The sequence below is a fragment of the Pseudomonas sp. NPDC088885 genome (assembly GCF_044750025.1).
GTDB classification, from domain to species: Bacteria; Pseudomonadota; Gammaproteobacteria; order Pseudomonadales; family Pseudomonadaceae; genus Aquipseudomonas; species Aquipseudomonas rustica.
The window spans coordinates 17,756-40,805 of sequence record NZ_JBIVJB010000006.1; the positions used below are offsets into that span (position 1 = coordinate 17,756).

A 23,050-nucleotide genomic window follows, 5' to 3' on the forward strand; every position below is an offset into this window, starting at 1 on the left:
GTTGGCCGCTGCTTCGGAGGCCAAGTAATGACTTACACCACCTATGAAATGATGACCGTCGCTGCGGCCCGTCGCCTGAAGAACGGCTCGGTGTGCTTCGTCGGTATCGGCCTGCCGTCGAAAGCCGCCAACCTCGCGCGCCTGACTTCGTCGCCGGACGTGGTGCTGATCTACGAATCGGGCCCGATTGGCGCCAAGCCGAGCGTGCTGCCGCTGTCCATCGGTGACGGCGAACTGGCGGAAACCGCCGACACCGTCGTCCCGACCGGTGAGATTTTTCGCTATTGGTTGCAGGGCGGACGCATCGACGTCGGTTTTCTCGGCGCCGCGCAGGTCGACCGTTTCGGCAACATCAACACCACCGTGGTCGGCGATTACTTCTCGCCGAAAGTGCGCCTGCCGGGTGCCGGTGGCGCGCCGGAAATTGCCGGTTCGGCAAAAAGCGTGTTGATCATCCTTAAACAGTCGGCGCGTTCATTTGTCGACAAGCTCGATTTCATCACCTCGGTCGGTCACGGCGAGGGCGGCGATTCGCGCAAACGTCTGGGCCTGCCGGGCGCCGGCCCGGTCGGGATCATCACCGACCTGTGCATCATGGAGCCGGAAGAGGGCACCCACGAATTCGTGGTCACCGCGCTGCACCCAGGCGTGACCCGCGAGCAAGTGGTCGCGGCCACCGGTTGGGCGATTCGTTTTGCCGACAGCGTTGAGACCACCGCGGAGCCGACCGACGTCGAACTGACCGCGCTGCGTGATCTCGAAGCACGCACCGCCGCGGCCCACGGCCAGGCACCGGGAGAAGCATGATGCGTGACGTTTATATCTGCGACGCGATTCGCACGCCGATCGGCCGTTTCGGCGGCGGACTGTCCGCCGTGCGCGCCGATGACCTGGCCGCCGTGCCGATCAAGGCCTTGATGGAACGCAATCCTTCGGTGGACTGGAACGCCATCGACGAAGTGTTCCTCGGTTGCGCCAACCAGGCTGGCGAAGACAACCGCAACGTTGCGCGCATGGCGCTGCTGTTGGCCGGCCTGCCGGAAACTGTGCCGGGCGTGACCCTCAATCGTCTGTGCGCTTCGGGCATGGACGCGATCGGCACGGCATTCCGCGCCATCGCCAGCGGCGAGATGGAGCTGGCGATTGCCGGTGGCGTCGAGTCGATGTCCCGCGCACCGTTCGTGATGGGCAAGGCTGATGCGGCGTTCTCGCGCAACATGAAACTGGAAGACACCACCATCGGCTGGCGTTTCATCAACCCGCTGATGAAGACGCAATACGGCGTCGACGCGATGCCGCAGACCGCTGACAACGTCGCCGACGACTATAAAGTCTCGCGCGCCGATCAGGACGCTTTCGCCCTGCGCAGTCAGCAACGCACCGCCGCCGCGCAGGCTGCAGGATTTTTCGCTGAAGAAATCGTCGAAGTGCGGATTGCCCACAAGAAGGGTGAAACCGTAGTCAGCCAGGATGAACATCCGCGCGCCGACACCACGATAGAAGCACTGACAAAATTGAAACCGGTCAATGGCCCGGACAAAACCGTTACCGCCGGCAATGCCTCCGGCGTCAACGACGGTGCCGCGGCGCTGATTCTCGCGTCCGCCGAAGCGGTGAAAAAACACGGTCTGACCGCCCGCGCCAAAGTGCTTGGCATGGCCAGCGCCGGCGTGGCGCCGCGCGTAATGGGCATCGGCCCGGTGCCGGCGGTGCGCAAATTGATCGAACGCCTCGGCGTAGCGGTCAGCGATTTCGACGTGATCGAGCTCAATGAAGCATTCGCCAGCCAAGGCTTGGCGGTGCTGCGTGAATTGGGTCTGGCGGATGATGCCGCGCAGGTCAACCCGAACGGTGGGGCGATTGCTCTCGGTCACCCGTTGGGCATGAGCGGTGCGCGTCTGGTGTTGACCGCACTGCATCAGTTGGAAAAGACCGGTGGCAAGAAAGGTCTGGCGACCATGTGCGTCGGTGTCGGCCAAGGTCTGGCTTTGGCCATCGAACGCGTCTGACGCAAGCCGTGACGAAAAAGAACAGAGGAAAGCGACATGTCTGACAAGCCTGGTTACCGTCGTCCGCAGGAAGGCACTCAGCCTGAGTACCTGCACCCGACCTATCAATCCACCAACCTGCGCTCGCCGTCGAAACCGTTGGTGTTTCTGCCGCATTCGCTGTCGGAAATCACCGGGCCGACCATCGGCGCCGAACGTGTTGGCGACACCGATAACGACCTGACCGCCCAGCACGAAGGCGAGCCGCAGGGCGAACGCATCATCATTCACGGCCGCGTGCTCGACGAAAACGGTCTGCCGGTGCCGGGGATTCTCGTGGAAATCTGGCAGGCCAACGCCGCTGGCCGCTATAACCACAAACGCGACGTGCATGTTGCGCCGCTGGATCCGAACTTCACCGGCACCGGCCGCACCGTGACCGACGCCGACGGCTGGTATCAGTTCCAGACCATCAAGCCCGGCGCCTATCCGTGGGGCAACCACCACAACGCCTGGCGCCCGGCGCACATTCACTTTTCGCTGTTCGGGCCGAGCATTCTTACGCGCCTGGTCACGCAGATGTACTTCCCGGGTGACCCGCTGCTGGCCTACGACCCGATCTACAACTGCGTGCCGGACACTTCGGCCAAGGAACGCCTGATCGCCAGTTTCGATCTGGAAAAAACCATTCCGTCCTACGCCCTCGGTTATCGCTGGGACATCGTGCTGCGCGGGCGTGAAGCCACGCCGATGGAGAAATAAGATGACGCTGACTGCGACCACGTCCCACACCGTCGGGCCGTATTACCACATCGGCCTGACCTGGCTGAACCGCGAAGACCTCACCGTCGAACAAACCCTTGGTGAGCGCGTGGCGATCACCGGGCAAGTGGTGGATGGGAATGGCGATGTCGTCAACGACGCCATGCTCGAAGTCTGGCAGGCGAATGCTGCCGGCAAGTACGACCACCCGGAAGACGAGCAGGACAAAGCGCTCGACCCGAATTTTGAAGGCTTTGGCCGGGTGCCGGTGGATGCTGAAGGGCGGTTTCGGTTCACCACGATCAAACCGGGCACGGTTGAAGGGCTGAAGGGCTCGACCCAGGCGCCGCATTTGGTGGTGCTGGTGTTTGCCCGTGGCTTGGTGAAGCATTTGCTGACGCGGATCTACTTTGAAGGTGAGCCGGCCAACGTTGATGATCCGTTGCTCGAATGTGTGCCGGCTGAACGCCGCGCGACCTTGCTGGCGAAGAAGGATGAATCGGGTGTTTACCAGTGGAATGTGATTTTGCAGGGCACTGATGCCGAGACGGTGTTCTTCGATTATTGAACACTCCATCGGTGGTCAGCGATCAACTGTGGCGAGGGGATTTATCCCCGTTCGAGTGCGAAGCGCTCGCAAATCAGATAAACGCGGTTTATCTGAAATAACGCGCTGAATGGTTTTGGGGCCGCTTCGCTGCCCAACGGGGATAAATCCCCTCGCCACAAAGGCTGGTCAAGAGCTGGGTGATGATCCAATGTGGAACGGGACTGTTGCAAAGTATGTCTAGACTCTCACTGTCCCTATCGAGTGAAAAACAATGACAACCACCACCTCTCATTACACCGGCGAAGAGCGCAGCAAGCGCATCTTTGCCATTGTCGGCGCCTCGTCCGGCAACCTTGTCGAATGGTTCGACTTCTACGTATACGCCTTTTGCGCGATCTATTTCGCTCCGGCGTTTTTCCCCTCCGATAACCCGACGGTGCAACTGGTCAACACGGCTGGCGTGTTCGCTGCCGGCTTCCTGATGCGTCCGATCGGTGGCTGGATTTTCGGCCGAATCGCTGACAAACACGGCCGCAAGAAATCCATGCTCATCTCGATTCTGATGATGTGCTTTGGCTCGCTGCTGATCGCTTGCCTGCCGACCTACAACAGCATTGGCGTCTGGGCGCCGATCCTGTTGCTGTTCGCGCGTCTGCTGCAAGGCCTGTCGGTCGGCGGTGAATACGGCGCCACCGCGACCTACATGAGCGAAGTTGCGCTCAAGGGCCAGCGCGGATTTTTCGCCTCGTTCCAGTACGTGACCCTGATTGGCGGGCAACTGCTGGCGGTGTCGCTGGTGGTGATCCTGCAACAGTTCCTCACCGAAGAAGACCTGCGTGCTTACGGCTGGCGTATCCCGTTTGTTGTGGGTGCAATTGCGGCGGTGATTTCGCTGTTCCTGCGTCGCTCGCTGAAAGAAACCACCAACAAGGAAACCCGCGAACACAAAGACGCCGGCAGCATCCGCGCGCTGTTCCGCGATCACAAAGCCGCGTTCATCACCGTGCTCGGCTACACCGCCGGTGGCTCGCTGATTTTCTACACCTTCACCACGTACATGCAGAAATACCTGGTGAACACCGCCGGCATGCACGCCAAGACCGCCAGCTACATCATGACCGGCGCGCTGTTCCTGTATATGTGCATGCAGCCGCTGTTCGGCATGCTCGCGGACAAGATCGGTCGACGTAATTCGATGCTCTGGTTCGGCGCGCTCGGCACGCTGTTCACCGTGCCGATTCTGTTGAGCCTGAAAAGCGTCAGCAGCCCGTTTCTGGCGTTTGTGTTGATCACCGTTGCGCTGGCGATCGTCAGTTTCTACACCTCGATCAGCGGCCTGGTGAAAGCCGAAATGTTCCCGCCGGAAGTCCGCGCCCTCGGCGTCGGTCTGGCCTACGCGGTGGCGAATGCGATCTTCGGTGGTTCGGCGGAATTCGTCGCGCTGAGCCTGAAGAACATCGGCATGGAAAACTCCTTCTACTGGTACGTGACGGCGATGATGGCGATCGCGTTCCTGTTCAGTCTGCGCTTGCCGAAACAAGCGGCGTATTTGCACCACGATCTCTAACCCGATGCGCGCGGGCCGTGATGGCCCGCGCCGGCAAGGATTTTTATGACTCAGCGACCGGGCAATCAATTGTTCGATGCCTACTTCACTGCCCACGATATGCGTGAGGTGTTCTGCGATCAGGGCCGGGTGCAGGCGATGCTCGACTTCGAAGCGGCGCTGGCTCGGGCCGAGGCGCGGGTCGGCTTGATTCCGTCCACTGCGGTGGCGCCGATTGCGGCGGCTTGCAACGCTGGTCTGTATGACTTCGCAGCACTGGGCGAGGCGATTGCCACGGCGGGTAATTCGGCGATTCCGCTGGTCAAGGCGTTGGGCAAACAGATTGCCGCGACCGATGCAGAAGCCGAGCGTTATGTGCATTTGGGCGCGACCAGTCAGGACGTGATGGATTCCGGGCTGGTGCTGCAATTGCGTCAGGCGCTGGAATTGATTGAAAGTGATCTGGCGCAATTGGCCGATTCGCTCGCCAGTCAGGCGCAACGTCATGCTACGACGCCGCTGGCCGGACGCACGTGGCTGCAACACGCGACGCCGGTCACCCTCGGCATGAAAATCGCCGGATGGCTGGGCGCCGTGACTCGCAGCCGTCAGCGTCTGCGCGAACTCAAACCGCGTCTGCTGGTGCTGCAATTTGGCGGCGCCTCGGGGACGCTCGCGGCGTTGGGTGAGCAGGCGATGCCGATTGCCGAAGCGCTGGCCGAAGAACTGCAACTGACCTTGCCGGAACAACCGTGGCATACCCAGCGCGATCGTGTGGTGGAGTTCGGCGCGGTGCTCGGTTTGATCGCCGGCAGCCTCGGCAAATTCGGCCGCGACATCAGCCTGTTGATGCAGACCGAAGCCGCTGAGGTTTTCGAGCCATCAGCGCCGGGCAAGGGCGGTTCGTCGACCATGCCGCACAAACGCAATCCGGTTGGCGCAGCGGTGTTGATCGGTGCGGCGACGCGTGTGCCGGGTCTGGTCTCGACGCTGTTCAGCGCGATGCCGCAGGAGCACGAACGCAGCCTCGGTTTGTGGCATGCCGAGTGGGAAACCTTGCCGGAGATCTGCTGCCTGGTTTCCGGTTCGCTGCAACAGGCGAAATTGCTCGCTGAGGGTCTGGAAGTCGACGCTGAGCGCATGGCGCGCAACCTCGAACTGACCCAAGGGCTGGTGCTCGCCGAAGCGGTGAGTATCGTCCTTGCGCAACGGGTCGGCCGCGACACCGCGCATCATCTGCTCGAACAATGCTGCAAGCGCGCGGTGGCCGAGCAGCGTCATTTGCGCGCCGTACTCGGTGACGAACCGCAAGTGACCGCCGAATTGAGCAGCGCTGAACTCGATCATCTTTTGAACCCCGCCCATTACCTCGGCCAGGCGAAAACCTGGGTCGAGCGTGCGGTGGCCGAACACAACGCATTGTCTGTCTGAAAGGAGAGGGCTGTGGCTTTCGTTCAACTCGCCGATGGCGAACTGCACTATCAAATAGAAGGCCCGGTCGATGCGCCGGTGCTGGTGCTGTCCAACTCGTTGGGCACTGATCTGCACATGTGGGACGCGCAGATGTCGGCGTTCACCGAGCATTTCCGCGTGCTGCGTTTCGACACCCGTGGTCACGGCAAATCACTGGTGACGCCGGGGCCGTACAGCATCGAGCAACTCGGTCACGACGTACTTGGTCTGCTGGATGCGCTGCACATCGATCGTGCGCATTTCTGCGGATTGTCGATGGGCGGGCTGATCGGGCAATGGCTGGGGATCAATGCCGGGCATCGTCTGCACAAACTGATCGTCTGCAACACGGCGGCAAAAATCGGCGATCCGACGGTGTGGAATCCGCGTATCGAAACCGTGCTGCGTGACGGCGCGGCAGCGATGGTTGCTCTGCGCGATGCATCGATTGCTCGCTGGTTTACCCCGGATTTTTCCGCTGCACATCCGGCCGCAGCCAAGCAGATTACCGACATGCTCGCGGCGACTTCGCCTGAAGGTTACGCGGCCAATTGCGCGGCGGTGCGTGATGCCGATTTCCGCGAGCAACTGGCTTCGATCAACGTGCCGTTGCTGGTGATTGCCGGCACCGAAGATGCAGTGACACCGCCGGCCGGTGGGCATTTCATTCAGGAGCATGTACGCGGTGCCGAGTACGCCGAGTTCTATGCGGCGCATTTGTCCAACGTGCAGGCCGGTGCTGATTTCAGTGATCGCGTATTGGCGTTTCTAAACGCCTGACAAGGGGATTTTCGTGGACGAGAAACAACGTTACGACGACGGCATGCAAGTGCGCCGCGCGGTGTTGGGCGATGCGCATGTCGATCGCAGCCTGACCACGCTGACCGAGTTCAACTCGGAATTTCAGGAGATGATCACCCGGCATGCCTGGGGCGATATCTGGACACGTCCGGGCTTGCCTCGGCACACGCGCAGTTTGATTACCATCGCCATGCTGATCGGCATGAACCGCGAAGGCGAACTGAAACTGCATTTGCGCGCGGCGGCTAATAATGGCGTGAGCCGCGGCGAGATCAAGGAAGTGATCATGCAGAGCGCGATTTACTGCGGGATTCCGGCGGCGAATGCGACGTTTCATTTGGCGGAATCGGTGTGGGATGAGCTAGGGGTTGAATCCCGGGAATAGTCGTTGACCGGGCTGACGCCTTCGCGAGCAAGCCCGCTCCCACATTTGGAATGCATTTCAAATGTGGGAGCGGGCTTGCTCGCGAAGGCGATAGTCGCCCGAATGAAGTCAAACCCAGGCAACAATAAATATCCGCTTGAACGCAAACAACGTATGCCCGTCCGCCTCCTGCGGATACTGCGCGTGCACCCGCATCAGATAGTGATATATAAACCGCGCCTGCTCCGCTGAATCCAGCGCCTGCATCACCGGCCGCAGCGCCGACACTTTCACCCAGTCATACACCGGCGATTTGCCGTCGACCACCTGCAACTGCTCGGTCTCCCAGATATCCAGCGACGTGGTCAACGGCGCCAGCAAACGGTAGTAATCCTCCAGCGCCAACAACGGCCGCGCCGCCATACGCTGGCGCAGTTCCGGCGTGCCCAATGGCGTACCGCCGACACCGCCGTCTTCGAGTGTTTCCAGCATCAGCCGATACCACAACGCATCGCGCCAGTCCGGCATATGCGCGGCCAGGCAGCCGCCGGCGTTGAGCTGGCCGAGCAGGCGCGGCAGCAGCGTTTCATGACCATCAATAAAGTGCAGCACGGCGGCGGCAAACAGCAGATCCGCCGGTTGTTCGGGCTGCCAGTCAAGCAAGTCGCACTGTTGCCATGAGGCGTTGATCGGCAAGCGGCGGGCCTCGTCGAGCATTTGCGCTGAACTGTCGATGCCCAGCAAGTGCGCCTGCGGCCAGCGCTCGGCCAACAACCGCGTGGCGATGCCGGTGCCGCAACCGAGGTCAACCATACGTTTGGGGTGGTGCAGGTCGACGCGGTCGAGCAATTCATTGACCGGGCGTTGCCTGAGGCGGGAAAACTGCTGGTACGCCTTGGCGTTCCAGTCAGGTGCTGCTTCTTTGAGTCGGGTGATCATGAGGTCGTCCTCTGGTGATCAACAGTGTCTTCCGATGACAGCCTGGCTCAAGTCTTTAGGGGACCAACATCAACAGATAACGGAAGTGGGAAGGGGCGTATACCTGAGTCCTTCAGGTTTTTTTACTCTACTCGACGCCCGGCAAAGTGCCATTAATCCAGACCAATGGCATAGCCCCCTGTAGGAGCTGCCGAAGGCTGCGATCTTTTGACGTTGTTTTCAAGATCAAAAGATCGCAGCCTTCGGCAGCTCCTACAGGGATCGCGGGGATCAGATCTAACGGTGTTTAGAGAAGGCTGATCGGGTAACTGACAATCAAACGATTCTCGTCGAATTCGTTATTGCTGAAATCCCGGCGCATGGTCGAGTTGCGCCATCTGACGTTGAGATCCTTGAGCGTGCCGCTCTGCACGGTGTAGCCCAGTTCCGATTCGCGGCCCCATTCCTTGCCGTCAGTGATGGTGCCGGTGTGTACGTTGTCGCCGCTGATGTAACGGTTCATCAGGGTCAGGCCGGGCACGCCCAACGCGGCGAAGTTGTAGTCGTGGCGCAGCTGCCACGAGCGTTCCTGCGCGTTGTCATAACTGGCGTTGTAACTGTCGTTGGCCAGCGTGCCGCCGCTGGTGCCGTTGACGCGCATCCATGCGCTGTCGCCGGTGAGTTTTTGCAGGCCGACGTAGAAAGTGTTGCCGCCGTATCGGGCCGAGAACATCCCCGACCAGGTCTTGTTGTCGAGATCGCCGGCGCGCGCGCTGCCGTCGTCCTTGCCGTAGAAGAAACCGAGGTTGGCGCCCAGCGTCCAGTCGCCCAGCGGTTGGCTGTGCGTCAGGTTGACGTATTGCTGGCTGTAGATGTCCTTGAGTTCAGCGTTCCACAAGCCGATCTGTGTGCGCTTGTCGTTGAACACATATTCGCCGCCCTGAAAGTTGAAACGATCCGAGGTGAACGCCGCTTTGCCGGTCAGCGACATGTCACTCATGCTGCTGTCGTCGCGCGGGCTATTGGCGCGGAACTGGCCGCCGTAGAGGGTCAGGCCGTCGATTTCTTTCGAGGTGATCTGGCCGCCACGAAAGGTTTGCGGCAGCGAGCGACCGTCGTCCGAACGCAGGATCGGCAGCACCGGCATCCATTCGCCGACCTTCACTTCGGTCTGGGAAAACTTCGCCTTGAACGCGACGTTGGTGCGGCCGAAGTTATCCGCCGGGCGACCGTCGTGATCCAGTGGCAACAACTGCGTGCCGCCCGTGCCTTTGCCGCCATCGAGTTTCAACGAATACAAACCCAGCACGTCCATGCCGAAGCCGACGGTGCCATGGGTGAAGCCGGATTTGGCGTCGAGGATGAAGTTCTGCGTCCACTCTTCAGCCTTGCCCTGCGCCTTGGTCGGGTTGGTGAAGTTGCGGTTGATGTAGAAGTTGCGCAGGTTGAGGTTGACCTTGGCCCCTTCAATAAACCCCGCTTCTTCAGCCGCGACGGGGAGGGCGGCACCCGCCAGGGCCAGGGCGATCAGGCCGCGAAATGCGTAGGGCGCAGGGGAGGTGGTCATAGCTGGGTCTCTCTTGTTTTTTTGAGGCAAACGAAATGCGCTGCGGCCGTTTTTGTGGCGCAGAAATGCGATGAGTTCAGGGGGCGGAGCGGCGGCGATCAGCCGGACGGAGCAGAGCGTGGGAGCATGTGGCGAACCTGTTGTTATTGGTTTTGTGGCTCGAATGGTGCGGGGGGCGGTGGTGGGGATTCAATCGGGAGAAGCGGGTTTTGGGCGATTATCGAACGCAAGATTGGGCCGGTTTTTTTTGGGTGAATGTGAGGGCCTCTTCGCGAGCAGGCCCGTTCCCACATTTGGAATGCGTTCCCCTGTGGGAGCGGGCTTGCTCGCGAAGGGGCCAGTTCAGGCAATACAACTTTATGGCAGGCAACAAAAAGCCCACCAATCGGTGGGCTTCTTGTGTTCAGCAGATGATCAGAACAATCTCATCTTCGGCGCTTCTTCTTTCACCGGCTCGTTCTTCGCGGTTTGCGAATTCCAGCCGCCACCCAAAGCCTTGTACAGGTTGACCGCACTGGTCAGCTGCGCGAGCCGGTCGGTGATCAGTGCTTGTTGCGCGCTGAACAACTGACGCTGGGCATCGAGGAAGGTCAGGTTGCTGTCGACACCGATGCGGTAACGACGCTCGGCCAGGCGGTAGTAATCCTGGTTGGCCTGAACGAAGTCACGCTGCGCTTGCAGCTGCTCGGTGTAGGTCTGGCGGGCGGCCAGGCCGTCGGCGACTTCCTGGAAGGCGGTTTGAATCGACTTCTCGTAGTTCGCCACGCCAATGTCCTTCTGGATCTTGGCGTAGTCGAGGCTGGCGCGCAGGCTGCCGGCGTTGAAGATCGGCAGGTTGATCTGCGGCGAGAACAGCCACGTCCCCGAACCACCCTTGAACAGACCGGACAGATCCGGGCTCAGGGTGCCCGCGTTGGCGGTCAGGCTGATGCTCGGGAAGAACGCTGCACGGGCCGCGCCGATGTTGGCGTTGGCCGCTTTCAGGTTGTGCTCGGCTTGCAGAATGTCCGGACGACGTTGCAGCAGATCCGATGGCAGACCCGGCGGTACGTCGCTGAGCAGATCATCCGACAGCGGTTTGGCCGCTTGCAGATTGGCCGGGATACCGGTGCCGAGCAGCAGGGTCAGGCTGTTTTCGTCCTGAGCGACCTGGCGGGTGTAGCGCGCCAGTTGCGCACGGGCGTTTTCCACCGAGGTACGCGACTGCGCCAGATCCAGTGCCGAAGCGACACCGACTTCGTTGCTGCGGCTGGTCAGCTTGTAGCTTTCTTCAAAGGCACCGAGGGTGTCCTGGGTCAGCTTGAGCAGTTCCTTGTCCGCTTGCCAGGTCAGGTAAGCATTGGCGACGCTGGCGACCAGACTGATCTGGGTGCTGCGGCGCGCTTCTTCCGTGGCGAAGTATTGTTGCAGCGCTTGCTCGCTCAGGCTGCGAACGCGACCGAACAGGTCGAGTTCGTAGGCGCTGATGCCAACGGTGGCCGAGTACGAGCTGCTGATCATCGACTCGCCGGTCTGCGAAGCGCGCTCCGGGAGACGTTGACGGCTGCCGGAACCATTGGCCGAAATCGCCGGGTACAAGTCAGCACGCTGAATGCGGTATTGAGCCGCGTAAGCGTCGATGTTCAGTGCCGCGACACGCAGGTCACGGTTGTTTTCCAGCGACACCTGGATCAGCTGTTGCAGCGCAGGGTCGTGGAAAAACTGCTTCCAGCCCTGCTCGGCAGCGGCTTGCGCCGGTGCCTGGGCCGGCGAGTACGCCGGCCCTTGCGGGTACTGGCCTGCGACCGGAGCCTCAGGCTGCTGATAGTCAGGTATCAGCGAGCAACCGCTCAGCACGAAGGCGGCGACTGCGATGGAGAGTAGCGACTTGCTCATTGGCCAGCCTCTTTAGGAGTTTCTTTAGCTTCGTCATCTGGATCGGCGATTTTACGCTGGCCGATGGACGAAACCGTAACGAAGAACAGTGGAACCCAGAAGACCGCCAGGATCGTGGCTGTGAGCATACCGCCAATTACGCCGGTACCGATCGCGTGTTGGCTGCCTGAACCGGCACCGGTGGAGATCGCCAACGGTACAACACCGAGGACGAAGGCCAGCGATGTCATGATGATCGGTCGCAGACGCATGCGGCAGGCTTCGATCGCCGCATCACGCAGGCTACGCCCTTGTTCATGCAGTTCCTTGGCGAACTCGACGATCAGAATGGCGTTTTTAGCCGCCAGACCAATGGTCGTCAACAGACCCACCTGGAAGTACACGTCGTTGGACAGACCGCGCAGGCTGGTGGCCAGCAGCGCACCGATGATCCCCAGCGGCACCACGAGCATAACGGCGATCGGAATTGACCAGCTCTCGTACAGCGCCGCCAGACACAGGAACACCATCAGCAGCGACAGGGCGTACAGCGCCGGCGCTTGCGAACCCGACAGACGTTCTTCATATGACAGACCGGTCCAGGAGATACCGACACCCGCCGGCAGCTTCTTGGCAATCGCTTCGACTTCGGCCATTGCATCACCGGTGGAGTAACCCGGCGCCGGAGAACCGAGGATCTCCATCGCTTCTACACCGTTGTAACGCGCCAGCTTCGGCGAACCATAGATCCACTCGCCCTTGGCGAATGCGGAGAACGGCACCATGGTTCCGGCGCTGTTGCGCACGTACCATTTCTTCATGTCTTCGGGGCTCATGCGAGCACCGGCCTGACCTTGGATGTACACCTTCTTCACCCGACCACGGTCGATGAAGTCGTTGACGTAGCTACTACCGAAGGAAATCGACAGGGTGCTGTTGATGTCGGAAATGCTCACACCCAGGGCGCGGGCTTTCTCGTCATCAATTTCCAGATGGTATTGCGGCTCGTCGTTCAGGCCGTTCGGACGAACCTGGTAGAGCACCTTGCTCTGCGCGGCCAGACCGAGGAACTGGTTACGCGCTTCCATCAACTTGTCGTGACCGATACCGGCACGGTCTTGCAGGAACACGTCGAAACCGGTGGCGTTACCCAACTCCAGTACCGCTGGCGGGGCGAAAGCAAACACCATCGCGTCGCGGAAAGTGAAGAAGTGCTGTTGCGCACGCTGGGCGAGGGCAAACACGCTGTTGCTGGCGTCACGCTCGTCCCACGGTTTGAGCATGATGAACGCCAGACCCGAGCTCTGCCCACGACCGGCGAAGTTGAAGCCGTTCACGGTGAACACCGACGCTACCGCGCCTGCTTCTTTATCCAGCAGGTAGCTGCGCATTTCGTCGATGACGACTTGGGTACGTTCAGCACTGGAACCGGCCGGGGTTTGCACCTGGGCGAACAGTACGCCCTGGTCTTCTTCCGGCAGGAACGCGGTCGGAATGCGCGTGAACAGCCAGATCATGCCAACCACGATCAGCAGGTACGCCAGCAGATACGGGGCTTTGCGCGACAGCATGTTGCCAACGCCGCGCTCGTAGCTGCGAACGCCACGGTCGAAGTTACGGTTGAACCAGCCGAAGAAGCCTTTTTTCGGTGTGCCGTGCTCGCCTTTCGGAATCGCCTTGAGCATGGTGGCGCAGAGCGCCGGGGTGAAGATCAGCGCAACCAATACCGACAGGGCCATGGCCGAGACGATGGTGATCGAGAACTGCTTGTAGATCACACCGGTGGAGCCGCTGAAGAACGCCATCGGCAGCAATACCGCCGACAGCACCAGCGCAATACCGACCAGTGCGCCCTGGATCTGGCCCATGGACTTTTTGGTCGCTTCCTTCGGTGACAAGCCTTCTTCGCTCATCACCCGTTCGACGTTTTCCACCACAACGATGGCATCGTCCACCAGCAAGCCGATGGCCAACACCATACCGAACATGGTCAGGGTGTTGATGCTGAAACCGAACGCCGCGAGGATGCCGAATGTACCGAGCAATACTACCGGCACGGTCATCGTGGTGATGACGGTGGCGCGGAAGTTTTGCAGGAACAGGAACATCACCAGGAATACCAGCACGATCGCTTCGACCAGGGTTTCAACCACACCCTTGATCGACTCGGTCACCACCGGGGTGGTGTCGTACGGGAACACCACTTCCATGCCTTCCGGGAAGAACGGCTTGAGCTCGTCAATCGTCTTGCGCAGGGCTTTGGCGGTGTCGAGGGCGTTGGCGCCGTTGGCCAGTTTCACCGCCAGACCGGACGACGGCTTGCCGTTGAACTGAGCCGAAATGGTCGAGTTTTCGCCACCCAGACCGACATCGGCGACGTCACCAATGCGAACTTGCGAACCGTCCTGATTGACCTTCAGCAGAATCGCCTTGAACTGCTCGGCAGTCTGCAGACGGGTCTTGCCGATGATCGTGGCGTTCAGTTGCTGGCCAGGCAGTGCCGGCAAACCGCCGAGCTGACCGGAAGACACCTGGACGTTCTGTGCCGAGATCGCGGTGCTGACATCGCCCGGGGTCAGGTTGTACTTATTCAACTTGGCCGGATCGAGCCAGATGCGCATCGCGTACTGGGCACCGAAGACCTGGAAGTCACCGACACCGGCGGTCCGCGAGATCGGATCCTGCATGTTCGACACGATGTAGTTGGACAGGTCGTCCTTGGTCATGCTGCCGTCACGCGATACCACGCCGATCACCAAGAGGAAGTTTTTCACTGCCTTGGTCACACGGATACCTTGTTGCTGCACTTCCTGCGGCAACAGCGGGGTGGCCAGGTTCAGCTTGTTCTGAACCTGAACCTGCGCGGTGTCGGAGTTGGTGCCTTGCTCGAAGGTCGCGGTGATGGTCATGCTGCCGTCGGAGTTACTTTCCGACGACACATAACGCAGGTTGTCGATACCGTTGAGCTGCTGCTCGATGACCTGAACCACGGTGTCCTGCACGGTTTGCGCCGAAGCGCCCGGGTAGGTCACGGAGATCGCAATGGCCGGTGGCGCAATGCTCGGGTACTGGTTGATCGGCAATTTCAGGATCGAAAGTGCCCCGACCAGCATGATCACCAGGGCAATTACCCAGGCGAAAATCGGACGGTCGATGAAGAATTTTGACATGAGTTACTCCCCTTTGCCGCCAGCGGCTTTGTCAGCAGGCTGAGCGGGGGCCGGGTTCTTTTTCGCTACGTTGGTGGCTTCGGTCGGGTTCACTTGCACGCCCGGACGAACGTATTGCAGGCCTTCGGTGATCAGACGATCGCCGGCTTTCAGGCCGTCTTCGATCAGCCACTGGCTGCCGACGGTGCGGCTGGCCTTGAGCTGACGCAGCTCGACCTTGTTGTCGGCGCCAACGACCAGTGCGGTCGGGGTGCCTTTGAGGTCGCGGGTCACGCCTTGTTGCGGTGCCAGAATCGCTGCAGCGTTAACACCGGCCTGCAATTGAGCACGGACGAACATGCCCGGCAGCAGGGTGTGATCCGGGTTCGGGAACACGGCGCGCAGGGTCACGGAACCGGTAGTCGGGTCGACCGACACTTCGGAGAACTCCAGCTTACCGTCGAGCTTGTACTGGCTGCCGTCTTCCAGGGTCAGCTTGACCGCTGCCGAGTTCTCGCCGGATTTTTGCAGACGACCGCTTTCCAGCTCGCGGCGCAGTTCCAGCAATTCAACCGAAGACTGGGTCACGTCGACGTAAATCGGATCCAGCTGCTGGATCGTTGCCATCGCATCGGTCTGGCCATTGTTGACCAGCGCACCTTCGGTGACCGAAGAGCGACCGATACGGCCGGAGATCGGCGCGTAAACCTTGGTGTAACGCACGTTGATCTGCGCGCTCTGCAACGACGCTTCCGATTCCATGCGGTTGGACACGGCGGTGTCATATTCCTGACGGCTGACGGCTTGTTCATCGACCAGCTGCTTGTAGCGATCGGAGATCGACTTGGTCGAACGCAGGTTGGCTTCGGCGCTTTTCAGGGTCGCTTCGTACACGGCTGGATCGATCTGATACAGCTGCTGGCCGGCTTTGACGTCGCCACCTTCCTTGAACAGACGCTTGAGAATGATGCCATTGACCTGTGGTCGAACTTCGGCAACGCGGAACGCACTGGTGCGACCCGGCAGTTCCGAGGTGAGGGTAAAGGCTTGTGGTTGCAGGGTAACGACGCCGACCTGAGGGGGCGGAGCGGCCGGTGCCGCTTCTTCCTTTTTACATCCGCTGAGCAGCGATGCCAGGGCGACGGCAGTGACCAGAGCGGTAACAGCTGGCTTGAATTGCATGAAAATCCTCGGGTCAGGCGCGCAAAAAGCGCACAAGAAGTGTGGAAGGGTAAAAAAAGGGTACCGGGTGGATAAGTAGCTTGCTAAGGAATATACTTGCGTTCATGGTTGTTTGTAAACACCTTGGCGTCGTACCCACCCTGTTACAAAAGTCGTCGCAAGGTAAGAAATTGTAGGCCGGGGAGCCGATCCGCGAGAGATCAACCCCTCTTTATTCAGCGGATATTCAGCCATCCCTGAAACATTCTGTTTGAGGTTTTACTGCCATGGTCCGTCGTACCAAAGAGGAAGCTCAAGAAACCCGCAGCCAGATTCTGGAAGCGGCGGAGAAAGCCTTTTATGAAAGGGGCGTCGCTCGTACGACGTTGGCGGACATCGCGACGATGGCCGGGGTGACGCGCGGTGCGATTTACTGGCATTTCAGCAACAAGGCCGATCTGGTTCAGGCCATGCTCGACAGCTTGCATGAGCCGCTGGATGAATTGGCCAAGGCCAGTGAGAGCGAGGACGAACTCGACCCGCTGGGCTGCATGCGCAAGCTGTTGATTCATTTGTTTCATCAAATTGCACTGGACCCGAAAACCCGGCGTATCAACGAAATTCTGTTTCATAAGTGCGAATTCACCGATGAAATGTGCGATTTGCGCCAGCAGCGCCGGACGGCCAGCCTCGAATGCAATGATCGCATCGGGCTGACCCTGCGTAATGCGGTGAATCGCGGCCAGTTGCCGGAAGATCTCGACACTGCCCGCGCGGCCATCAGCATTCATGCCTATATTGATGGCCTCCTGTACGGATGGCTTCTGGCACCGGACAGCTTTGAGCTGCATGCCGAGGCCGAGCGTTGGGTCGATACAGGGTTGGATATGCTGCGCCTGAGCCCCAGCCTGCGCAAATGAAACAAATGCTCAACTGGCACAGCTTATGTCAATTGGCGCGGGTGAAAACGCGGATTTCCACCCGAGCTCTTCGAAAACAGCCTGCTTTTATATACGCACAAGCGGCGGGTTGATAGGCCGCCCGTCACGAATTTTGTAGGGAAATTGTTTCGCAGGTGTTACCCCAAGGACCATCGGTTGTCAGAGTGAACAGATTTTCCGGCTGCTTACGATGTTTTTTTCAATGACAAGCTCTCAGTAAAGCAATCGTTTAACTGATATTGATTGCGATACTGTAGCTATAAGGTGCGACAGCTTGCTCGTGAATGATGCGAGCATTGAAATTCAAAAGTGAATTGGCTGAGGGGCGGATATTCAAATTGCGAAAAGGCACGGTCTTCTGATTGAAGCCAAAGGTGTCATATTCAAGCTTTAGTTTTAGCAGTGTCGAGAACTCGAAGCTTTCATATTCGCTTTTAAAGCAAAACGTATGCTCCGCCTGGGTGGAGCGCGCCGATTTTCCGCCCTCCCGTTTAGGTGTCTCACTACTTAGTATGAAAGACGTGTACTGCCAGGGCTCGATGATGCAGTCTGCCTTTTGTTCTTCGCTGACGTCCCAACTACCTGAAACCAGATTGAAGGTTCGATAGCTACCATTGTAGATATACACGATGATGCTTGTGTAGTCCTTGATGCGGCTGATCGACCTCCAGTCCTCAGCCTCCTGTTGCTGCGTCTGTTGAGTGAGAATTTCAAATTTTTTAAAGACCTCGTTATGTTCTTGGATAATGCCTGAAACGTCTTTTGAAACATCAGAAACGTATGAGAAGTTTGGAAGGGATAGAAAAAACTCACCAATACTTTGAATGAGGTCGGGGGACGCATTTTTATTTACAAAGTTTGAGGTTTCGGTGATTGTTTCGTCGTAATTGTCGGTCATCAGAAGTGCTCTGTTAGTTAATGGAGTCGATGAAAATAACAGAGATTTTTTTTGTGGGCGCGAAAGCAATGTAATCGGGCATTTCATTGCTGAATCAGGCATATATAAAAAAGCCCCGGCTCTATCGAGTCGGGGCTTTGTGTTTCTAATACTTAACTTACAGAGTTGGATAATCGATATAACCAACCGGCCCCTTAGCGTAGAACAACTCCGGACGCGCTTCATTCAACGGCGCATCAGCCTGCAAACGCGCCGGCAGATCCGGGTTGGCAATAAACGGCACGCCAAACGCCACAGCGTCAGCCTTGCCACTCGCCAGCCACGCGTTGGCGCTGTCCTTGGTGAAGCGTTCGTTGGCGATGTACGGGCCACCGAAAGCTTCTTTCAGTTGCGGGCCGAGGCTGTCGGCGCCTTCTTTCTCACGGGAGCAGATGAACGCGATACCGCGCTTGCCCAGCTCACGCGCGACGTAGGTGAAGGTTTCGGCGAGGTTGTCGTCGCCCATGTCATGGGAGTCGGCGCGTGGTGCCAGGTGCACACCAACGCGGCCAGCGCCCCAGACTTCGATAGCAGCGTCAGTCACTTCCAACAGCAGGCGCGCACGGTTTTCCAGGGAGCCGCCGTAGTTATCGGTGCGCTGGTTGGTGCTGCTTTGCAGGAACTGGTCGAGCAGGTAGCCGTTGGCGCCATGGATTTCCACGCCGTCAAACCCGGCGGCTTTGGCGTTCTCGGCACCGGTGCGGTAGGCGTCGACGATGTCGGCGATTTCAGCGGTTTCCAGTGCACGTGGTGTTGGGTAGTCGGCCATCGGGCGAACCAGGCTGACGTGACCTTTTGGCTGGATGGCGCTCGGTGCAACCGGCGCTTCACCGTTGAGGTACGAGGGGTGCGAGACGCGACCGACGTGCCACAGTTGCAGGAAAATCTTGCCGCCAGCGCCGTGAATGGCTTTGGTCACGTTGGCCCAGCCGCGCACTTGATCGTTGGACCAGATGCCCGGGGTGTCCGGGTAGCCCACCCCCATCGGCGTCACCGAAGTGGCTTCGCTGAGGATCAGGCCGGCGGAGGCGCGCTGTACATAATATTCAGCCATCAACGCATTCGGTACGCGGCCTTCATCGGCGCGGCAGCGGGTCAGTGGAGCCATGATGATGCGGTTGGCCAGCTCGACGTCGCCGAGTTTGATGGGATCAAAAATAGTTGCCATGTCTACAACCCTCGTAAAAGTGATAGTTAATCAGTGAGTAGCGGGGGCCAGATCGGTATTGCCGTTCTGACGGAAAGTAATCAGGGTCACCAACAGCGCCAGTACCGCGAGGGCGCCGCCGGCGAGCGGCACGCTGGTCAAGCCGTAACCGTGGGCGATGACGCTGCCGCCGACCCAGGCGCCGAGGGCGTTGCCGACGTTGAAAGCGCCGATGTTCAGGGTCGACACCAGGTTCGGTGCGGCTTTGCCGAAGGTCACCACGTTGACTTGCAGGGCCGGCACGGCGGCGAAGCAGGCGACAGCCCAAAGGAACAGGGTGATTTCAGACGGAATCAGCGCGACGCTGGTCCAGGTCAGCACGGTGGAGATCACCGCCATGGCGATGAACACGCCGATCAACGTGGCGGCCATGCCTTTGTCGGCGAGCTTGCCGCCGATGATGTTGCCGACAGTCAGACCGAGGCCGATCAACATCAGCGTCCAGGTCACGCCACGTGGCGAGACGCCGGTGACTTCGCCAAGCAGCGGCGCCACATAAGTGAACACGGTGAAGACGGACGCGGCGAACAGCGCGGTCATGCTCAGCGACAACCAAATCCCCGCACCTTTGAGGGCGGCGAGTTCGGCGCGCATGTCGAGTTTTTCTTCATCACGCTTGGCCGGCAGGAAGCGGATCAGGCCGATCAGCGCGATCACGCCAATCACGGTCACCGCCCAGAAAGTCGAGCGCCAGCCGTATTGCTGACCCAGCGCAGTGCCCAGTGGAACGCCAAGCACGTTGGCCAGGGTCAGACCGGTGAACATCAAGGCCACGGCCGAGGCACGTTTGTTGGCCGGCACCAGATTGGCGGCAACGACCGAACCGATACCGAAGAAAGCGCCGTGGCAGAGGGCAGTGACTACACGGGCGAACATCAACACGTTGTAGTCACTGGCGATGGCGCAGAGCAGGTTGCCGACAATAAAGATGCCCATCAACGCGACCAGTGCCGCCTTGCGCGGCAGTTTGGCGGTGGCCAGTGCCATGAACGGCGCACCGATGGCCACGCCCAAGGCGTAACCAGTCACCAGCCAGCCGGCGCCGGGGATCGACACACCGAGGTCGGCCGCCACATCGGGCAACAGGCCCATGATGACGAATTCGGTGGTGCCGATGGCAAAGGCGCTCAAGGCGAGGATGAGTAGCGAGAGGGGCATGCGGGTTTCCTTGTGGGCTGGCTGACGTGAAGGGTCAGAGCTCTTTACTGAGTGTGCTGAGGAACGCCTGGATCACGTCCTCGTTGCGTTTGAAGAAGTGCCATTGACCGGCCTTCTGGCTGCTGATCAGCCCGGCCCGTTGCAACGTCGCGAGGTGGGCAGAAACGGTCGACTGCGACAGGCCGCAGCGCTGATCGATCTGCCCGGCACAGATGCCGTACTCGTGGTTGTGCAACTGTTCCGGGAATTCGCCTTTCGGGTCTTTCAGCCAGTTGAGGATGTCTCGCCGTACTGGGTGCGCCAGGGCTTTTATTATTTCGTCGAGGTCAAGGTTCATGGCAGGGTGCTCGGTTGTGTACAACGCTATATCGCGATGAGGCGAACTTTAAATCGGTACTTCGCGATATACCAATATGATTTTGGTCTGATGAGCGCACAAATCGGTATATCGGGTTATAACGATATGGTGAGGTGTCGATTGCGGGGCGCGGTGCTAAGCTGCGCCCATGAACTATCTCGCACATTTGCACCTCGGTGGCCAGCGCCCCGGGCAATTACTCGGCAGCCTCTATGGCGACTTCGTCAAAGGGCGGTTGCAAGGGCAGTTTGCGCCGGAGGTGGAAGCGGCGATTCAGCTGCATCGACGGATTGACGTGTTTACCGATCGCCATCCCTTGGTGGATGTCGCCTTGGGGCGGTTTACCGAGACGCGGCGGCGTTATGCCGGGATCGTGCTTGATGTGTTTTTTGATCACTGTCTGGCGCGGGATTGGACGTTGTATGCCGATCGGCCGTTGGCGGTTTTTACGGCGGATGTGTATCGGGTACTGACCCACGAGCGGGAATTGCCCGAGCGACTGGCGAAGATTGCGCCGCATATGGTTGCCAATGACTGGTTGGGTTCGTATCAGGAATTTGAAGTGCTGGAACAGGTCTTGCGCGGGATCTCGCGGCGGTTGAGCCGGCCCGAGGAACTGGCGGGGGCGATGCAGGAATTGCGGCGGCTGTATGAGCCGTTGAGTGAAGACTTCAGATTGTTCTACCCACATCTCCAGGATTTTGCTGGGTTGCGGGATTAAGCAAGATCAAAAGATCGCAGCGTTCGGCAGCTCCTACAGGGATCGGTGTAGGAGCTGCCGAAGGCTGCGATCTTTTGCTTTTCAAGCGGCGATCAGGTCGGCGGTGCGACGCGGTTCGGCAGGTTTCGCCACCTCACCAAACAACACCTTCTGCACCGCCTGCTGCGCTTCAAACGCCAGCGCTGCACGCTCGCGCCCCTGGCAGGCAATCGGCTTGAGCAGGTGTACTTCAACATCGCCGCAATCATTGCTGAACAGGCGCATCAGGTGCGAGAGCAGATCATCGTCACCAATGAACGGTGCCAGCCCATCGATCTCGCCATCACGCAGATAACGAATTGCCACCGGTTGCAGCATCACCTCCGAATCAATCGCCGCCGCCAGCAAGCGACCATGAAAGGTGCGCAACGAACGGCCATCGGTGGTGGTGCCTTCCGGGAACATCAGCAACGCGTGATCAGTTTGCAGGTGACGGGTCATCTGTTTGCGGATCAACTGGCTGTCGCCCGAACCGCGACGGATAAACAGACTGCCAGCCTTCGCCGCCAGCCAACCGGCCACCGGCCAGGTGCGCACTTCGGCCTTGGACAGAAACGACAGCGGCGTGAGCATGCCGAGCAGCGGAATATCCGTCCATGAAACGTGATTGCTGACCCACAGCATCGGCTGTTTCGGCAGCTCACCGTGCACGGTCACGCGAAAGGGCAGGGCATTGCTCAAGCGCGCCATGAAAAAACGCGACCAACGCTGACGCCGCTCCATGGAATGCGCCAGGCCAATGCGTTCGAAAACCCCGAAGACGCTGGCCATGGTCAAACCCAGCGAGACCACCAGCAGCACCCGCGCGATCCGCGCGTACACGCGCAACCGGCTCATTACACGGCCGCCTTGAAGTGTTTGGCGTAGCGCGGGCAGAGTTCGTCGCGCTTGAGCAGGATAAACACGTCGGCGACCTGAAAGTCTTCGTCCCAGCACGGCTCGCCGCAGATTTTCGCGCCCAGACGCATGTAGGCCTTGAGCAGCGGCGGCATTTCGGCGATCACGTTGGAGGGGATATCCAGCATCGGCAGCGGATTTTTCGGCTCGGCGCGCAAGTGTTCGGTGCACAGATAACGTTCGCGCAGACGCTGCATGATCGCGTGGGCCTGAATGCCGCCGTCCTGCATCGGGATGCTCGCGCAACCCATCAAATAGCTGTAGCCACCCTGATTCAACACTTCGGCCAGCTCGCCCCACAACACGGCGATAGTGCCGCCGTTGCGGTACGCCGGGTCAACGCAGGTGCGGCCGATTTCGAGGATCGGGCCTTGCAGATGCGCGAGGCCATGCAGGCTGAATTCTTCTTCGCTGTAGAACTTGCCGAGGCTGCTGGCGGCGGTGTGATCGAGCAAACGCGTGGTCGCCACCAGACGGCCGGTGTTCAAATCACGCACGCCGATGTGGCTGCAGTGAACATCATAATCATCCATGTCCAGACCCAGTTCCGCGCCTTTCAGCTTGGCGTTGAACTCGCCGCTGAATACGTTGAATCGCAGGGCCTGGGCTTGCTGCAAGGCCTCGGCGCCGATCAGGCGTTCGGCTTGCAGGCGGCGTTCAATGCCGGTGTGGCTGATGCG

General features: G+C 59.7%; 21 protein-coding genes. 10 read left to right on the plus strand and 11 right to left on the minus strand.

What is annotated here, in order from left to right; genetic code table 11:
• Positions 1-27 precede the first annotated feature (27 nt).
• The 8 genes from ACIP1X_RS05960 to pcaC all read left to right on the plus strand — a co-directional run bounded on the left by ACIP1X_RS05960 (position 28) and on the right by pcaC (position 7,484).
• Positions 28-807: a CoA-transferase subunit beta gene (locus ACIP1X_RS05960; RefSeq protein WP_400750275.1), complete on the plus strand. Its 780-nt coding sequence runs from the start codon at positions 28-30 to the stop codon at positions 805-807.
• Entirely contained in the window at positions 804-2,009 is a 1,206-nt protein-coding gene (gene pcaF, locus ACIP1X_RS05965) for a 3-oxoadipyl-CoA thiolase (protein WP_400750278.1), read from the plus strand. Before ACIP1X_RS05960 ends, pcaF begins: the two co-directional genes overlap by 4 nt.
• 36 nt (positions 2,010-2,045) lie before the next feature.
• The gene (pcaH, locus tag ACIP1X_RS05970; RefSeq protein WP_400750280.1) at positions 2,046-2,750 is read left to right on the plus strand and encodes a protocatechuate 3,4-dioxygenase subunit beta; all 705 of its coding nucleotides are present in this window, start codon (positions 2,046-2,048) and stop codon (positions 2,748-2,750) included.
• Between the two features lies 1 nt (position 2,751).
• Positions 2,752-3,318 carry a protocatechuate 3,4-dioxygenase subunit alpha gene (gene pcaG, locus ACIP1X_RS05975; RefSeq protein WP_053117869.1) on the plus strand — a complete coding sequence of 189 codons (567 nt, stop codon included), beginning with the start codon at positions 2,752-2,754 and terminating at the stop codon, positions 3,316-3,318.
• Positions 3,319-3,571: 253 nt separating this feature from the next.
• On the plus strand, positions 3,572-4,867 hold the full coding sequence (locus ACIP1X_RS05980) for an MFS family transporter (RefSeq protein ID WP_053117871.1): 1,296 nt from the start codon (positions 3,572-3,574) through the stop codon (positions 4,865-4,867).
• 45 nt (positions 4,868-4,912) lie between these two features.
• Positions 4,913-6,277 carry a 3-carboxy-cis,cis-muconate cycloisomerase gene (locus ACIP1X_RS05985; protein ID WP_400750284.1) on the plus strand — a complete coding sequence of 455 codons (1,365 nt, stop codon included), beginning with the start codon at positions 4,913-4,915 and terminating at the stop codon, positions 6,275-6,277.
• Positions 6,278-6,289: 12 nt separating this feature from the next.
• Positions 6,290-7,078, plus strand: coding sequence for a 3-oxoadipate enol-lactonase (gene pcaD, locus ACIP1X_RS05990; RefSeq protein ID WP_400750287.1), 789 nt, complete (start codon positions 6,290-6,292; stop codon positions 7,076-7,078).
• Positions 7,079-7,091: 13 nt separating this feature from the next.
• Complete coding sequence (gene pcaC / locus ACIP1X_RS05995; protein WP_025110738.1) at positions 7,092-7,484, plus strand: 4-carboxymuconolactone decarboxylase; 393 nt, start codon at positions 7,092-7,094, stop codon at positions 7,482-7,484.
• Positions 7,485-7,592: 108 nt separating this feature from the next.
• Here the strand turns inward: pcaC and ACIP1X_RS06000 are convergent, their stop codons facing one another.
• The 5 genes from ACIP1X_RS06000 to ACIP1X_RS06020 all read right to left on the minus strand — a co-directional run bounded on the left by ACIP1X_RS06000 (position 7,593) and on the right by ACIP1X_RS06020 (position 16,133).
• The gene (locus ACIP1X_RS06000) at positions 7,593-8,402 is read right to left on the minus strand and encodes a methyltransferase domain-containing protein (protein WP_400750289.1); all 810 of its coding nucleotides are present in this window, start codon (positions 8,400-8,402) and stop codon (positions 7,593-7,595) included.
• 286 nt (positions 8,403-8,688) lie between these two features.
• A complete protein-coding gene (locus ACIP1X_RS06005; protein ID WP_400750291.1) occupies positions 8,689-9,948 on the minus strand; it encodes an OprD family porin in 1,260 nt (419 codons plus the stop codon).
• A gap of 414 nt (positions 9,949-10,362) precedes the next feature.
• Positions 10,363-11,823, minus strand: a complete 1,461-nt coding sequence (gene emhC, locus ACIP1X_RS06010) for an efflux RND transporter outer membrane subunit EmhC (protein WP_053117884.1) — start codon at positions 11,821-11,823, stop codon at positions 10,363-10,365.
• Positions 11,820-14,972, minus strand: coding sequence for an efflux RND transporter permease subunit EmhB (gene emhB, locus ACIP1X_RS06015; RefSeq protein WP_400750293.1), 3,153 nt, complete (start codon positions 14,970-14,972; stop codon positions 11,820-11,822). The genes emhC and emhB overlap by 4 nt, the downstream gene beginning before the upstream one ends.
• 3 nt (positions 14,973-14,975) lie before the next feature.
• Positions 14,976-16,133, minus strand: coding sequence for an efflux RND transporter periplasmic adaptor subunit (locus ACIP1X_RS06020; protein WP_053117889.1), 1,158 nt, complete (start codon positions 16,131-16,133; stop codon positions 14,976-14,978).
• A gap of 266 nt (positions 16,134-16,399) precedes the next feature.
• Here ACIP1X_RS06020 and emhR point away from each other — a divergent pair, with 266 nt between their 5' ends.
• Positions 16,400-17,032, plus strand: coding sequence for an efflux system transcriptional repressor EmhR (emhR, locus tag ACIP1X_RS06025; protein ID WP_400750296.1), 633 nt, complete (start codon positions 16,400-16,402; stop codon positions 17,030-17,032).
• Between the two features lie 250 nt (positions 17,033-17,282).
• Here the strand turns inward: emhR and ACIP1X_RS06030 are convergent, their stop codons facing one another.
• The 4 genes from ACIP1X_RS06030 to ACIP1X_RS06045 form a co-directional block, all read right to left on the minus strand.
• The gene (locus ACIP1X_RS06030) at positions 17,283-17,951 is read right to left on the minus strand and encodes a hypothetical protein (RefSeq protein ID WP_400750299.1); all 669 of its coding nucleotides are present in this window, start codon (positions 17,949-17,951) and stop codon (positions 17,283-17,285) included.
• Between the two features lie 157 nt (positions 17,952-18,108).
• Positions 18,109-19,158, minus strand: coding sequence for an alkene reductase (locus ACIP1X_RS06035; protein ID WP_008080107.1), 1,050 nt, complete (start codon positions 19,156-19,158; stop codon positions 18,109-18,111).
• Positions 19,159-19,188: 30 nt separating this feature from the next.
• Positions 19,189-20,355, minus strand: coding sequence for an MFS transporter (locus ACIP1X_RS06040; protein ID WP_400750302.1), 1,167 nt, complete (start codon positions 20,353-20,355; stop codon positions 19,189-19,191).
• Between the two features lie 34 nt (positions 20,356-20,389).
• Positions 20,390-20,692 carry a helix-turn-helix transcriptional regulator gene (locus tag ACIP1X_RS06045; protein WP_016771327.1) on the minus strand — a complete coding sequence of 101 codons (303 nt, stop codon included), beginning with the start codon at positions 20,690-20,692 and terminating at the stop codon, positions 20,390-20,392.
• A 169-nt stretch (positions 20,693-20,861) separates the two neighbouring features.
• Here ACIP1X_RS06045 and ACIP1X_RS06050 point away from each other — a divergent pair, with 169 nt between their 5' ends.
• On the plus strand, positions 20,862-21,434 hold the full coding sequence (locus ACIP1X_RS06050) for an ACP phosphodiesterase (RefSeq protein WP_053117899.1): 573 nt from the start codon (positions 20,862-20,864) through the stop codon (positions 21,432-21,434).
• Between the two features lie 81 nt (positions 21,435-21,515).
• Here ACIP1X_RS06050 and ACIP1X_RS06055 read toward each other — a convergent pair whose 3' ends face one another.
• Positions 21,516-22,310: a lysophospholipid acyltransferase family protein gene (locus ACIP1X_RS06055; protein ID WP_400750305.1), complete on the minus strand. Its 795-nt coding sequence runs from the start codon at positions 22,308-22,310 to the stop codon at positions 21,516-21,518.
• Positions 22,310-23,047: an L-ornithine N(alpha)-acyltransferase gene (gene olsB / locus ACIP1X_RS06060; RefSeq protein WP_400750437.1), complete on the minus strand. Its 738-nt coding sequence runs from the start codon at positions 23,045-23,047 to the stop codon at positions 22,310-22,312. Before olsB ends, ACIP1X_RS06055 begins: the two co-directional genes overlap by 1 nt.
• Between the last annotated feature and the right edge of the window lie 3 nt (positions 23,048-23,050).

Bases quoted from the DNA above. Each gene is read 5' to 3' on its own strand.
- ACIP1X_RS05960 (WP_400750275.1), top strand. From the start codon at position 28: ATGACTTACACCACCTATGAAATGATGACCGTCGCTGCGGCCCGTCGC.
- pcaF (WP_400750278.1), top strand. From the start codon at position 804: ATGATGCGTGACGTTTATATCTGCGACGCGATTCGCACGCCGATCGGC.
- pcaH (WP_400750280.1), top strand. From the start codon at position 2,046: ATGTCTGACAAGCCTGGTTACCGTCGTCCGCAGGAAGGCACTCAGCCT.
- pcaG (WP_053117869.1), top strand. From the start codon at position 2,752: ATGACGCTGACTGCGACCACGTCCCACACCGTCGGGCCGTATTACCAC.
- ACIP1X_RS05980 (WP_053117871.1), top strand. From the start codon at position 3,572: ATGACAACCACCACCTCTCATTACACCGGCGAAGAGCGCAGCAAGCGC.
- ACIP1X_RS05985 (WP_400750284.1), top strand. From the start codon at position 4,913: ATGACTCAGCGACCGGGCAATCAATTGTTCGATGCCTACTTCACTGCC.
- ACIP1X_RS06000 (WP_400750289.1), bottom strand. From the start codon at position 8,402: ATGATCACCCGACTCAAAGAAGCAGCACCTGACTGGAACGCCAAGGCG.
- ACIP1X_RS06005 (WP_400750291.1), bottom strand. From the start codon at position 9,948: ATGACCACCTCCCCTGCGCCCTACGCATTTCGCGGCCTGATCGCCCTG.
- emhC (WP_053117884.1), bottom strand. From the start codon at position 11,823: ATGAGCAAGTCGCTACTCTCCATCGCAGTCGCCGCCTTCGTGCTGAGC.
- emhB (WP_400750293.1), bottom strand. From the start codon at position 14,972: ATGTCAAAATTCTTCATCGACCGTCCGATTTTCGCCTGGGTAATTGCC.
- ACIP1X_RS06020 (WP_053117889.1), bottom strand. From the start codon at position 16,133: ATGCAATTCAAGCCAGCTGTTACCGCTCTGGTCACTGCCGTCGCCCTG.
- emhR (WP_400750296.1), top strand. From the start codon at position 16,400: ATGGTCCGTCGTACCAAAGAGGAAGCTCAAGAAACCCGCAGCCAGATT.
- ACIP1X_RS06030 (WP_400750299.1), bottom strand. From the start codon at position 17,951: ATGACCGACAATTACGACGAAACAATCACCGAAACCTCAAACTTTGTA.
- ACIP1X_RS06035 (WP_008080107.1), bottom strand. From the start codon at position 19,158: ATGGCAACTATTTTTGATCCCATCAAACTCGGCGACGTCGAGCTGGCC.
- ACIP1X_RS06040 (WP_400750302.1), bottom strand. From the start codon at position 20,355: ATGCCCCTCTCGCTACTCATCCTCGCCTTGAGCGCCTTTGCCATCGGC.
- ACIP1X_RS06045 (WP_016771327.1), bottom strand. From the start codon at position 20,692: ATGAACCTTGACCTCGACGAAATAATAAAAGCCCTGGCGCACCCAGTA.
- ACIP1X_RS06050 (WP_053117899.1), top strand. From the start codon at position 20,862: ATGAACTATCTCGCACATTTGCACCTCGGTGGCCAGCGCCCCGGGCAA.
- ACIP1X_RS06055 (WP_400750305.1), bottom strand. From the start codon at position 22,310: ATGAGCCGGTTGCGCGTGTACGCGCGGATCGCGCGGGTGCTGCTGGTG.